Genomic DNA, 11306 nt, shown 5'->3' on the forward strand with positions numbered 1-11306 from the left:
GATGATGTCGTGGCCCACAAAGGTGATCCGTACCGTTCGCTTGACCCGCTTTTCGAGCCGTTCCGTCCATTCGATGTCGGCTTTCATGGGGCTCCTATTTGGGGTAGAACCAGCGGCTCGCCGTTCCGGCAATCAGGCAGACGCCGGCAATGACAATGCCGATCAGCGGGAAGATCATTCGCTGCTGCCGGACGGTTACGTCGATCTCGGCCTGCGTGCCAAGCAGGTAGTACATTGCCCCGGAGAGCACCAGAGAGATGATTGCAACCCACCAGAGGAGGGCCTTCGGCTGAAATGGACTTTTCGTTTTCATAGAAGTCGCAATTAATTACTATGCACGTCCCATTATCAAGGAGAAACCCGACTTATAAATCCTGCCTTCAACCACCCGCGTTTTCCGTCGTATTCCACCTCGATCCATCCCTTGGGATCGGAGCCGGTTTGCCGGGCGAGTGCGCCGAGCGGCAATTTGTAATGGGCCGTGGTACCCTCGACCGGGCTATAGAGGGCCGTGGCCTCGGTTTTGACGACCACCCATTCCGGATGGAGTTCCAGTTGGTGCCACTGCCACCAGCCGCCGGCCGAAACCAGGATCAGCGCGGCCGGCGCCAGGCAAAACTTCAGCAGGGCCCGCCGGATGGACGGCACCAGCAGGCAAAGGATCAGCGCGGCCGCCAGCAGCAGGTAGCCGGCCACGGCGGCGGCGATCCATTCGCCGATCGAGAGGGTTTCGAAGATGCGCGCAACGAAGCCGGGCGCGGGATCGATGGCGCCCGCGGCGTTCAGGGCGAAGTGCAGGTTGGCCTTGATGTCCGGGTCGCGCGGGGATTCGTACCACGCCTTGCGGTAGTGCCAAACGGCCAGCGGCAAGTGGCCGTCTTTGAAGTTGGCGTTGGCGAGGTTGAAGTGCACCTCGGAATTGGCGACGCCGTCGTTGACCATCGCTTCGTAGATCATGGCCGCCTCGGCATAGCGCGCGTCGTCGTAGGCGGTCTGTGCCTTCAGATATTTTTCCGAAAGGCTGAGCTCGGCCGCCTGGGCGGTGGCCAGCAGGGTCGAGCATGCCGTGAGGATGATCAGGAGAGGTTTCATCGCTTCATCCTTTCGCACTTGCGCATGGTGGCGGTGAGCTGGTCGAGCAGCGCCTTCGAATCGTCGTGCCGGTCGCCGAATCCATAGCGGCGCTGTTCGATGGTGTTGAACAAGGTTTCGATGGCGCCGGAGTCGTCGTCCACGCGGGCCAGCACCGCGGGCAGGGTGACCTCGCCGGGCGCCAGGTTGAGGCGATGGCCGAAGTATTCGGCCAAGGCGTCCCACATCGCTTCGTAGAAGAGGGTTGAATCCTGTTTGCGCAAGGCCGCCTCGGCCCGCTGGATATGCTTGCGCGCCGCCTTCGGGGCCTGTTGCCGGCGGGCGAGGGCCACGTTGTTGGCGAGGGTGTTGCGCCGAAGGGTCGCGACCGCCACCACGCCGACCAGTAACGCCGGCAGGGCCAGCAGGATCTTGAAGCCGGTGGTGCGGTGCCAGGCGGTGTCGGCCGTGTTCTTCCATCGCTTGGGCAGCGGTTTGAGGTAGACGATGTCGCGCCCGAGGATTTCCGTCTTCTGCGAGATGGTGGAGGGCATCGTGGCGATCACTTGGGCGGCCTGCTGCGGGGCGGCTTCGACCATGACCGGGAACGGGCCCTGGGTGATGGTGCGGAAGTCGGTGGTCTTCGTGTTGAAATAGGAAAACGAAATCGGCGGAATGTTGGTGACGACGTCCGATTTGGGAATCACCACCTGTTCGAAGCGGATCTCGTTGGGGTTCTGGGTGGCCACGCTTCGCGCGTCATAGAGCTTGAAGTTGTGGTCGTCTTCGAGGGTCGGCGGCGTGATTTTTTCCAGGTTGCCGCGTCCGGAAATCCGCATGCGGATGGTGATCGGTTCGCCGGCCTTGACCTTTCTGGGGGAGACCTCCACGCCGAAATCGAACACGCCCACTCCGCCCGTGTAGCTGTCCGGGCGGCCGTTTATCGGGACGGGCCGGACCTCGACCTTGAGCTCGTTGCATTCGAGGATGTAGGGGCGGGTTTCCTGCCGGCCGAACATGTCGCCGAAGAAGGGGTCGTCGAATCCCCACGAACGGCGCTGTTGGCGGGGGATCACCACGTTGAGCTGCACCTCGGGCCGGAAGCTGAAGGTTCCCGCCGTCAGGGTCTTGGCCGTGGTGGTCAGCGTGTAGACGTTGAAGATCGAACCGTTGATCTCTTTCCGGTCGCGCCCGGCGATCCGCCATTCCAGATCGCCGTCGAGTCCGGTTTCGGGCATGCCGCCGCGGATGCTGAAGTTGCCGTCGATCTGGATGCCGTCGCGGATGTGCACGTTCAGTTCCAGGTCGAACGGTTCATGCACATGCGGCGCCTCTCGGCTGGAGGAGATTTCCGAAAACATCAGTTCCGAAAGTTGCTGCGCCTCCTGGTCGTCGGCCTTTTTGATGACCCGCAGCTTGGCGGAAAGTTCCTTCTGCCCGCCGGTGAATTTGGCGGACACCGGGCCGATCGTATAGTCGCCCACCTTGGACGGGGTGACCAGATAGGTGTGGGTGATGCTCGACGAGGTCTTGCCATTGACGAAGTTGTATTTGCTTTGCGGGCCTCGGTATTGGATGTCGAGCCCATCCATTGCGGGAATATCCAGTGCGTCGCCCTTGCAGTCGATGAATTCGACTTTCAGCACCGCGCGGTCGAGCAGGCTGATCAGCGCCGGCTCGATCGTCATCCGCACGTCCGCCGCCCAGCAACAGGTTGCCCAAAGCAAACTTCCGGCGAGCACCAATGTGGTTGTTTTCAAATTGCGCATCACGTTTTACTCGTCACGATTCTACCAATCCTTGTCGACTTTGACCGGGTTGCCCAGCACGGGTTGGAGTTGAAGACGCTTGTTTTCCTCTTCCTGCTTCATGGCGTCAAGCAGCTGCTCGGCCTCGTCTTGGCTCATCTGCTCGGCCCGGGGCGGGGGCTGTTGCTGATCCTGGTTTTGTTGATCTTCGTTCTGCTGGTCGTCCTGCTTCTGCTGGTCGTCCTGGTTTTGCTGGTCGTCCTGGTTTTGCTGGTCGTCCTGGTTTTGTTGATCTTGGTTTTGCTGGTCGTCCTGCTCCTGCTGTTGTTTAAGCAGTTCCTTCAGGCGCAGCAGTTTGCCGTCCTGCGGGTATTCGGCCAGTCCTTGATAGACCAGGTTGCTTGCGCCCGCCATGTCGCCGTGAATATACCTGCTGGCCGCCGGGTGGAAATAGGTCGTGTCGATATCGATCTCGCCCGGCTCGGCGGCTAGCACGTGCAGCGCGCTTGCGAAGAACAAAAAAAGAACGAGGAAAATCGGATCGCGCACCCTTCCCGTCACCTGCTTCGTCTGTTTGCTTTCTACATTCATAATTCCATGTTCGTTATTTAACCATGTTCAGGTTGGAGAGCTCTTCGATGATTTTGAGTACGTCCTGGTTTTTCTTGATGGTCTCTTCATAACGCTTCTTCAAATCGGGTTTGATGTCGAACGCGTATTTTCGTTCATCGGTCTCGGTTGTCAACCGTTGCGCGGCCAGCATGTACTGGTAATCCTCGATCTGTTTCAAGGCGGTCTTCAGGTCGAACTCCGCGGCTTCGACCGCCAGGGCAAGCATTTCCAGCCGTTCGGCGATTTTCGGCAGGTATTGCTTGGACGCGGCATGGTCGGGATCGACGTTTTCGAGGATGTGCTCGAACTGTCGCTTGGCTTGGCGGTAGCCGGCCTGTGCGTCCTTGGCTTTGAACTGGGTGAGCAGGGACTCCGCCTGGTCGAACCACCATTTTCCCCGATTGAATTCCAGCAACAGCCGCAGCGCCTGCGCCCGCTCGAAGTTCTGCTTGGCCGCGAGGTCGGTCGGGTCGAGCAACAGGCATTTTTCAAACATGTCCATTGCCTGGAACGCCAGTTCGGCTGCCAGCTTGATCTGCTCCTGTCCGCCCAGATCGGTGGTGCGTGCCAGCAGGGCGTTGCCTCGGTTGAAATAGGCCTTGGCCTGCAGTTCCAAATCCGTCGTCCGCAGCGCTTCGTTAAAGGAATCGGCCGCCGCCTCGAAGTCGCCCGTGCAATATTGCGCGTTGCCGAGGTTGTAGTTGCCGATGTCCGGGAATTCCGGCACCGTTTTTTCGAGGTGTTGCACCGCGTTGGTGTAGTCGCCGCGTTTATAGGCCTTCAATCCCTTGCGCATCGACGAGCGCGGCGTGTCCTCCGCGTTGGCGCACCAGGTTGCAGTAAAGAGCAGCAATAGAATGGCCTGCGGCCATGAACCCCGTTTCATTTGCGGGCTCCTTTCCATTTCACCGGCCGGATGGCGGCTTCCAAAACGAGCAGCAGGAGGGCGGCGCCCGCGAACCATTGGAACCGCTCGGTCCAGCTTTTCGACATGCGCGCCTCGCGATCCTCGCGCTGGAGTTCGGCGATGCCCTGTTGGTAGACGCGCTCCAGGCCAAAGTCGCCGGGGGCGGAGCGGACATAGAAGCCGCCCGTTTCGAAGGCGATGCGCTCCAGCGTTTTTTCGTTCAGCGCGCTGCTGATCACGTTGCCCTCCTTGTTCTTGATCCATCCGTCCGACGTTTGGATCGGCGTGCCTTCCTTGGTGCCGACGCCGATGGTGAAGACGCGGATCTTTTCCTCCTTGAGTTTCGGCAGCAGCGCCATCGGGTCGCCCGTGTGCCCTTCGCCGTCGGAGATGAGGACGATAACCTTGTCGGACTGCGTCTCTTCCGCTTTTTCGAAGCTTTCAATCGATTCCTCCAGCGCGCGGTAGAGGTCGGTGCCGCCGACGGGGACGATGCCCGCATAGATGTCTTCGAGCATCATCAGGAAGGCGGCATAGTCGATGGTGGCCGGGCATTGCAGGAAGGCGTCCCCGGCAAAGGCGACGATGCCGATGCGGTCGCCTTCGAGTTCCTTGACCAAATCGCGCACGCCCCACTTGGCCTGCTGCAGACGGTTGGGCTTGATATCCTGCGCCAGCATGCTCTTCGAGGTGTCGAGCGCCACGATGATGCTGAGTCCGCGCTGTTTCACCTCTTCCCATTGGAAGCCCCACTGCGGCCGGGCGAGGGCCACGATGGCCAAGGCCAGCGCCACCACGCGGATGAAGTTCATGGTGCGCTGCCGTTGCGGCGAAAGGCCCGGCAACAGGGTGGGCCAAAGCCCTTCTTCCGCCATGCGGTCGAGCAGCTTTAGGCGCCGTTTCAGCAACAGGCCCGTAACCAACAGCAGCGGCAACAGGGCCAACAGCCACATCAGGGTATCTGGATTATGCCATTTCATGGTTTCGATGAGTGAGGCGTGATCAATCACGTTTCAGTCGTCACGTCTCGCATCACGGCAACCTTCCTAGTTTTGTTAAATTCAATAACTGTTCAATTCCCAATAAAACGATGCCCGCGATGAGCCAGCTTGCCGCCTTCTCTTCAAAGCGCGTGAAGCGTTCGACCTCGATTTCCGTTTTTTCCAGCAGGTCGATCTGCCCGTAGACGGCGTCGAGGGTTTCGAGATCCTTTGCGCGGTAGAACTTGGCGTTGGTGGTTTCGGCGATTTTTTTGAGCGAATCTTCGTCCACTTCCTGCCGTTGCATGAAGAGGCCCGTGCGCGCGCCGCCGGCGCCGATCGTGTAGATCTTGATGCCCAGCGCCTCGGCGGCACTGGCCGCATTTTCGGGCGAGAGGGTGCCGTAGTTGTTGGCGCCGTCGGTCAGCAGGACGATCACCTTGCTTTTCGCTTCGCTGTCGCGGAGGCGGTTGATGGCCGAGGCAATGCCGTCGCCGATGGCGGTGCGGTCGCCGTCGAGCATGCCGGTATGCAGTCCTTCCATCCGTTGCACCAGCCAGCCGTGGTCGAGGGTCAGCGGCGCGATGGCATAGGGGACCGTGGCAAAGGCCACCATGCCGATGCGGTCGTTCGGCCGGTTTTCGAGGAAGCGGCTAATCACTTCCTTCGAGGCTTCCAGCCGGCTCATCTTGCGGTTGAACTTGTGGAAGTCTTGCGTATCCATCGAGCCGGAGAGGTCCATCAGCAAAATGATATCGACCGCCTCGGTGCGCACGCGGCTGTCTTCCAGTCCGCGCTGCGGGCGGGCCAGCGCCACCACGAGGCAGGCCAGCCCCAGGGCGTAGGGAACCGGCACCAGCGGTTGCACCCGGACGCGCCAGCTTTTCGGCAACCCTTTCAGCACGTTCGCGTCGCTGAACTGCATGGTCCGCTTGTGTTGCATATGCCGGCGCAGCCAAACCAGCACCGGAATCAGCAACAGCAACAATAAAAATATGGGGTGGGCGAGTCTCATGGGAATGTTTATTTAGCCACGAAAGAGCGCAAGGGACGCAAGAGAAAATAGAAGTGAGGGGGTTCCGGGAATGCGGATTGTTCGTTTGGTCTTATCCATCACGAATTTTTTGATTTGGAATTTGTAGGAACCAAAGTTGATGAGCAACCCGTGTTCTAGGTTGGCGGACCGTAGGTAACCAATAATTTGTGCCTTGTGTTCTTCCGCAAAGGTCTTGCAGGCCTTCAGTTCGATGATCAGGACGTCTTCGACAATCAGGTCGGCGCAATAGTTGCCGATTTCGGTTCCATCTTCGTCATAGACGTTCAGTGGATGTTGCTGTTTGACGTCCAGTCCAGCTTTGCGAAGGCGGTGGGCAAGGGCGTTCTCATAAACTTTCTCCAAATGGCCCGTGCCAAGGTACTCATGGATCGCATACGCAGTTTCCCGAACCTGATCACATAGTTCTTTAATTCTGGTTTCCATTATCCTCCCCATCCTTGAGTTCTCTGCGGTCTCTTGTGGCTAACCCATCCTCAAGCTTGGTTTCCGTGACGAATTGCTTGGTGGTGTCGAAGGCGGATTCCATGGAGGATCGGTCGGGGTGGCCCTTGGCGAATTTGACCATGTCGGCCTGGCGCATGAACTCCTGGAGCATGTTGCGCTGCGCGCCGTCGAGCTCCGGCGAGCGGCTCATCTCTTCCACGATTTCTTCCGTGGTCTCGTCCGGCGCGTTGAGGTGGAAGCGCCCTTCGAGATAGGTGCGCAGGATGAGCGAAAGCTCGGTGTAGAACGGGTTGCATTCGTCCTTTTCCAGCAGGCCCTTACTCTTCAGTTCCTCTAGCGCCTTGAAGGCGGTGATGTGCGGCGGGATCGGCGGCACCTTGGGGATCAGCGCCTCGCGGTTTTGCCACAGCTTCGACGTAATCAGTCCAATCAGAAACGCCACCAGCGCCGCCCCCGGGACCATCCATACCCACGCCGGAATCCGGCCCGGCAGCTTGTGGATCGGTTTGATGTCGGCGAGTTGGCGCGACGCATTTTCCTCGAGGCTGCTGACGACCTTGAGGTAGGTTTCGGGAAAGGCGTTTGTTTCGATCTGGCCGCCCGCCCGGCAGATGACGGGATTGGTGGTCAGGAGATGTTCGCCCAGCCGGAACGACGTGAGGGTATAGGTGGTTTCGGTCCGCGCCGTGCCGTCTCCTTGCGGTTCGCTCTTCCACTCGCGATTGAGGACCATCACGTCTTTTTCGTGCCCGATCTCGGGCAACTCGACGACCGCGTTGGTGGGGTGGGTCGCCGTGATCACCAGCGAAACGCGGTCGCCGATCAGGATCGGTTCTTCCGGCAGTGCCACAGTCAGTTCCCATTCCCCGGCATGTGCTCCGGTGGCAATCAGGAAAAGTGCACAGAAAGCACCCGCAACGAGGTTGGATCCCGCGTCTGCTTTCTTTGGGGCTTTGCGTCTTTGCGGTCTGAAAATCATCGTCTTTGGGCGCGCTGGCGGAAAAATTTAATGAATTGTTTGTCGTAGGGTTCGCCTGCGAAAAGGCGGACGGTGTCGATCCCGGCTTTGCGATGAAGTTCGTCGACCGCCTCGGCGCGGCGGGTTTGATCGAAGGCGAGCCGGTTGCGCACCTTCTTGCTGGAGGTGTCGACCAGCACCGTCTCCCCGGTCTCGGCGTCGTGCCAGTTGATGAGGCCGATGTCCGGCCAGGCGATCTCGCGCTTGTCGCCGATGACGACGCTGATGAGGTCGTGGCGGCGTGCGGAGATTTTCAGCAGCCGTTCATAGTTGTCGCTGAACATGAAGTCGGAGATCAGGAAGGTGACGTTCTTGCGGGTGCTGACGTGGTTGAGGTAGTCGAGCGCCGGGATCACGTTGGTGCCCTTTCCCTGCGGTTGGTGGGAAAGCATTTCGCGCACGAGCCGCAGCACGTGGCGCGTACCCTTCTTCGGCGGAATATATTTTTCAACCTCTTCGGCGAACAGGATCAAGCCGATCCGGTCGTTGTTGCGGATGGCCGAGAAGGCCAGCACGGCGGCAACTTCCGCCGCGAGGTCGCGCTTCATCTGGGTTCCGCTGCCGAACAGGTGCGAGGCCGAGACGTCGACCACCAGCATCACGGTCATCTCGCGCTCTTCCACGAACTTCTTGATGTGGGGCGCGCCGGTGCGGGCGGTCACGTTCCAGTCGATCGAGCGGATGTCGTCGCCGGGCACGTATTCGCGCACCTCGTCGAACTCCATGCCGCGCCCTTTGAAGGTGGAATGGTATTGCCCGGCAAACACGTCGTTGACCGCGTGCTTGGTGGTGATTTGAATCCGGCGAACCTTCTTCAGCAGTTCTTTATGGTCGACTCCATTGCCGATTGCCGATGGCCGATTGCCGATTGCTTTGCTCATTTCCCTTCCTCCGCCGTTTTGCGGGATGCGGTCATGATTGCAGTGATCTCATTGGCTTCTTGTAGTAGGGCCTCGACTTTAGACAGAGGCAGAAATTCTCCTTCGACGATAAGCTCAAGCCAGAAACAGGACTCGTCGGCTTCTTCAATGACGGTTCCAATCTTAGCGATAAACTCAGCTCGTGAACGCGCTCGACAGCTAGCCCGGTAATTTGAGGCAACGGATGTTCCTGATCGAGCGAGCTGATTTCGTATAACCCGTGCCTCATCGGTTTTGGGTAATGCCGCCGTCAGCTTAAGAATGCGCAAAGCAAATTGCTTGGTTCGTTTTTTTAGCTCGTTTTGATCCATGGCTCGTTCAGCACGTCAAAGGTATTAAATCGGCAATCATCAATCGGAAATCGGAAATCCCTAGGGCACCGGGATTTCGGAAAGGATTTTCTCGATGAGGCCTTCGCTGGTCAGCTCTTCGGCCTCGGCCTCGTAGGAGACGATGATGCGATGGCGGAGCACGTCGGGGGCAATCGATTTGACGTCCTGCGGGGTCACGTAACCGCGGCCTTGCATGAAGGCGTGGGCCCGGGCCCCCATCGTGAGGTTGATGGTTGCGCGCGGCGAGGCGCCGTACTGCAGGTAGTCGCGGATATCGAGATTGTACTTTTCGGGTTCGCGGGTGGCGAAGACGATGGCGAGGATGTAGTCCTTGATCTTGTCGTCGAGGTAGATTTCGTCGACGATCTCGCGCGCCTTGAGGATTTCGTCGGGATGCAGCACGGGGTTGATCGCGATCTCGGTGTTGGAGTGCGCCATGCGGTCGAGGATGCGGCGCTCCTCCTCGATGGTCGGATAGCCGACCTTGAGCTTGAGCATGAAACGGTCGACCTGCGCCTCGGGCAGGGGATAGGTGCCTTCCTGTTCGATCGGGTTTTCCGTCGCCATCACCAAAAACGGCTTCGGCAGCACGAAGGTTTCGTCGCCGATCGTGACCTGCTTTTCCTGCATGGCTTCGAGCAGCGCGCTCTGCACCTTGGCCGGCGCGCGGTTGATTTCGTCGGCCAAAATGACGTTGGCGAAGACGGGCCCCTTCTTGATGATGAAGTCGCCGTCTTTCTGGTTGTAGATCAGCGTGCCGATCAGGTCGGCGGGAAGGAGGTCGGGAGTGAACTGGATGCGCTGGAAGCTGGTGTCGAGCGCCTGGGCGAGGGTGTTGATCGTCAGCGTTTTGGCCAAGCCGGGCACCCCTTCGAGCAATACGTGGCCATTGGACAACATGCCGATGATCAGCCGGTCGATCAGGTATTCCTGCCCGACGATGACTTTGCCGATCTCGGCTTTTAAGGTGGGCACAAACGCACTGGTTTCGCGCACTTTCTGATTAATGACTTCGATTCCCGCCATTCCAGCATCTCCTTGTTAAATCGGGTTAATGCGGTCTTCGACCGCTAAAGCCAGACTGTGTTCAAAAAATAATCCGTAATGCTTATACGGGTTATTCTAGCTGCGGTGGTTGAGTTGCCGCAGGGCTTCGTAGAGCACAATCGCCGCGCAATTTGACAAATTGAGCGAGCGCACGCAATCAAGTTTTATGGGGATGTTCAAGACTTGATCCGGCGGCTGGGCGCCGATGATTCCGTCCGGCAGGCCATAGGTTTCGTTACCGAAAACCAGATAGTCGCCCGCTTCGAATTCCGCTTGGTGGAAGCCGCGCTTCCCGGCGGTGGAAAAGAAATATTTTGTTCCGTCCGGATTCTTTTCCAGAAAGGTTTCGAAGTCGGGATAGACGGTCAGATCGACCGAGTCCCAGTAGTCGAGCCCGGCGCGGCGTACGGCGCGGTCGTCGATGTCGAAGCCCAGCGGCTCGATCAAGTGAAGGCGGCTGCCGGTCGCGGCGCACAGCCGCGAAGCATTGCCGGGGTTGGGCGGGATGGAGGGATAGACCAGCACGAGATTCATTGGAACCTCCGGCCAATGGAAATCCATTTCCTGCCGTTCCCGGTCTGAAAAGCGCATCTGTATGTTTTTCGTCATTGGCGGAACAACATAGCGAAGACGCCCCAGAGAGACAAGCCGATGCATGGGGGCGAATCAATCATAACGAAAAAGGCGCCGTCCGGTTGGAGGGCGCCTGTTGCGTGGGCGGGGAAGGGGGTTAGCCTTCCGCGTTCTGTTCGTCTTCCGGCAGCTTGCGGTAGAGCGTGGCCAGGCTGATGTCGAGCTCCTTGGCCGCGGCCACCTTGTCGCCGCCCATGGTGTCGATGACCGTTTTCAGGTATTCCTTTTCCTTGGCGCGCAGGAAGGCCTTGAGCGATTTGCCTTTCTCGAACTCTCCGGTCAGCGCAGCGGTCTGGGCTCCGGGATTCTCTTCGTAGGAGACGATCAGTTTGGAAGGGAGGGTTTCCTTGGTGATCTTGTCGTCGCTGAGGAAGGTCAGGCAGTGCTGGATTACGTTCTGCAGTTCGCGGACATTGCCCGGCCATGCATAGTTTTGCAGGATCGAAAGCACGGCGTTGTCCATCTTCGGGAAGGGCTGGCCGACGTCGAGCTCCTGGGTGATGAAGTGCTGGGCGAGCGGAAGGATGTCGTCCGGGC

14 protein-coding genes are annotated in these 11306 nt (G+C 59.1%); all 14 read right to left on the reverse strand.

The features are described 5' to 3' along the window. Positions 1 to 94 precede the first annotated feature (94 nt). A complete protein-coding gene (locus ABYO54_RS07570) occupies positions 95 to 313 on the reverse strand; it encodes a hypothetical protein (RefSeq protein ID WP_372807644.1) in 219 nt (72 codons plus the stop codon). 35 nt (positions 314 to 348) lie between these two features. Next, positions 349 to 1092 (reverse strand): tetratricopeptide repeat protein, encoded by a 744-nt coding sequence (locus ABYO54_RS07575; protein WP_372807645.1) that lies wholly within the window; start codon positions 1090 to 1092, stop codon positions 349 to 351. Continuing rightward, on the reverse strand, positions 1089 to 2831 hold the full coding sequence (locus tag ABYO54_RS07580) for a BatD family protein (RefSeq protein ID WP_372807646.1): 1743 nt from the start codon (positions 2829 to 2831) through the stop codon (positions 1089 to 1091). Before ABYO54_RS07580 ends, ABYO54_RS07575 begins: the two co-directional genes overlap by 4 nt. Positions 2832 to 2861: 30 nt before the next feature. Then, positions 2862 to 3410: a hypothetical protein gene (locus ABYO54_RS07585; RefSeq protein ID WP_372807647.1), complete on the reverse strand. Its 549-nt coding sequence runs from the start codon at positions 3408 to 3410 to the stop codon at positions 2862 to 2864. 13 nt (positions 3411 to 3423) lie between these two features. After that, on the reverse strand, positions 3424 to 4317 hold the full coding sequence (locus tag ABYO54_RS07590) for a hypothetical protein (protein WP_372807648.1): 894 nt from the start codon (positions 4315 to 4317) through the stop codon (positions 3424 to 3426). Further along, positions 4314 to 5318 (reverse strand): VWA domain-containing protein, encoded by a 1005-nt coding sequence (locus ABYO54_RS07595; protein ID WP_372807649.1) that lies wholly within the window; start codon positions 5316 to 5318, stop codon positions 4314 to 4316. The genes ABYO54_RS07590 and ABYO54_RS07595 overlap by 4 nt, the downstream gene beginning before the upstream one ends. A 52-nt stretch (positions 5319 to 5370) precedes the next feature. Continuing rightward, complete coding sequence (locus tag ABYO54_RS07600) at positions 5371 to 6333, reverse strand: VWA domain-containing protein (protein ID WP_372807650.1); 963 nt, start codon at positions 6331 to 6333, stop codon at positions 5371 to 5373. Between the two features lie 12 nt (positions 6334 to 6345). Further along, positions 6346 to 6798, reverse strand: coding sequence for a GxxExxY protein (locus ABYO54_RS07605; protein ID WP_372807651.1), 453 nt, complete (start codon positions 6796 to 6798; stop codon positions 6346 to 6348). After that, the gene (locus ABYO54_RS07610; RefSeq protein WP_372807652.1) at positions 6782 to 7669 is read right to left on the reverse strand and encodes a hypothetical protein; all 888 of its coding nucleotides are present in this window, start codon (positions 7667 to 7669) and stop codon (positions 6782 to 6784) included. Before ABYO54_RS07610 ends, ABYO54_RS07605 begins: the two co-directional genes overlap by 17 nt. Positions 7670 to 7794: 125 nt before the next feature. Further along, positions 7795 to 8718 (reverse strand): DUF58 domain-containing protein, encoded by a 924-nt coding sequence (locus ABYO54_RS07615; protein WP_372807653.1) that lies wholly within the window; start codon positions 8716 to 8718, stop codon positions 7795 to 7797. Continuing rightward, on the reverse strand, positions 8715 to 9068 hold the full coding sequence (locus tag ABYO54_RS07620) for a four helix bundle protein (protein WP_372807654.1): 354 nt from the start codon (positions 9066 to 9068) through the stop codon (positions 8715 to 8717). Before ABYO54_RS07620 ends, ABYO54_RS07615 begins: the two co-directional genes overlap by 4 nt. A gap of 60 nt (positions 9069 to 9128) precedes the next feature. Beyond that, complete coding sequence (locus ABYO54_RS07625) at positions 9129 to 10115, reverse strand: AAA family ATPase (RefSeq protein ID WP_372807655.1); 987 nt, start codon at positions 10113 to 10115, stop codon at positions 9129 to 9131. Positions 10116 to 10211: 96 nt separating this feature from the next. Continuing rightward, a complete protein-coding gene (locus ABYO54_RS07630) occupies positions 10212 to 10670 on the reverse strand; it encodes a tRNA (cytidine(34)-2'-O)-methyltransferase (protein WP_372807656.1) in 459 nt (152 codons plus the stop codon). A 196-nt stretch (positions 10671 to 10866) separates the two neighbouring features. Then, positions 10867 to 11306: helix-turn-helix domain-containing protein (locus ABYO54_RS07635; protein ID WP_372807657.1), on the reverse strand; the 440-nt coding region annotated here is incomplete at its 5' end.

This window comes from Pontiella sp. (genome assembly GCF_041622395.1).
Lineage (GTDB): Bacteria > Verrucomicrobiota > Kiritimatiellia > Kiritimatiellales > Pontiellaceae > Pontiella.

Excerpts from the sequence above, each read along its gene's own strand:
- ABYO54_RS07570 (WP_372807644.1), bottom strand. The coding sequence starts at position 313 with ATGAAAACGAAAAGTCCATTTCAGCCGAAGGCCCTCCTCTGGTGGGTT.
- ABYO54_RS07575 (WP_372807645.1), bottom strand. The coding sequence starts at position 1,092 with ATGAAACCTCTCCTGATCATCCTCACGGCATGCTCGACCCTGCTGGCC.
- ABYO54_RS07585 (WP_372807647.1), bottom strand. The coding sequence starts at position 3,410 with ATGAATGTAGAAAGCAAACAGACGAAGCAGGTGACGGGAAGGGTGCGC.
- ABYO54_RS07590 (WP_372807648.1), bottom strand. The coding sequence starts at position 4,317 with ATGAAACGGGGTTCATGGCCGCAGGCCATTCTATTGCTGCTCTTTACT.
- ABYO54_RS07595 (WP_372807649.1), bottom strand. The coding sequence starts at position 5,318 with ATGAAATGGCATAATCCAGATACCCTGATGTGGCTGTTGGCCCTGTTG.
- ABYO54_RS07600 (WP_372807650.1), bottom strand. The coding sequence starts at position 6,333 with ATGAGACTCGCCCACCCCATATTTTTATTGTTGCTGTTGCTGATTCCG.
- ABYO54_RS07605 (WP_372807651.1), bottom strand. The coding sequence starts at position 6,798 with ATGGAAACCAGAATTAAAGAACTATGTGATCAGGTTCGGGAAACTGCG.
- ABYO54_RS07615 (WP_372807653.1), bottom strand. The coding sequence starts at position 8,718 with ATGAGCAAAGCAATCGGCAATCGGCCATCGGCAATCGGCAATGGAGTC.
- ABYO54_RS07620 (WP_372807654.1), bottom strand. The coding sequence starts at position 9,068 with ATGGATCAAAACGAGCTAAAAAAACGAACCAAGCAATTTGCTTTGCGC.
- ABYO54_RS07625 (WP_372807655.1), bottom strand. The coding sequence starts at position 10,115 with ATGGCGGGAATCGAAGTCATTAATCAGAAAGTGCGCGAAACCAGTGCG.
- ABYO54_RS07630 (WP_372807656.1), bottom strand. The coding sequence starts at position 10,670 with ATGAATCTCGTGCTGGTCTATCCCTCCATCCCGCCCAACCCCGGCAAT.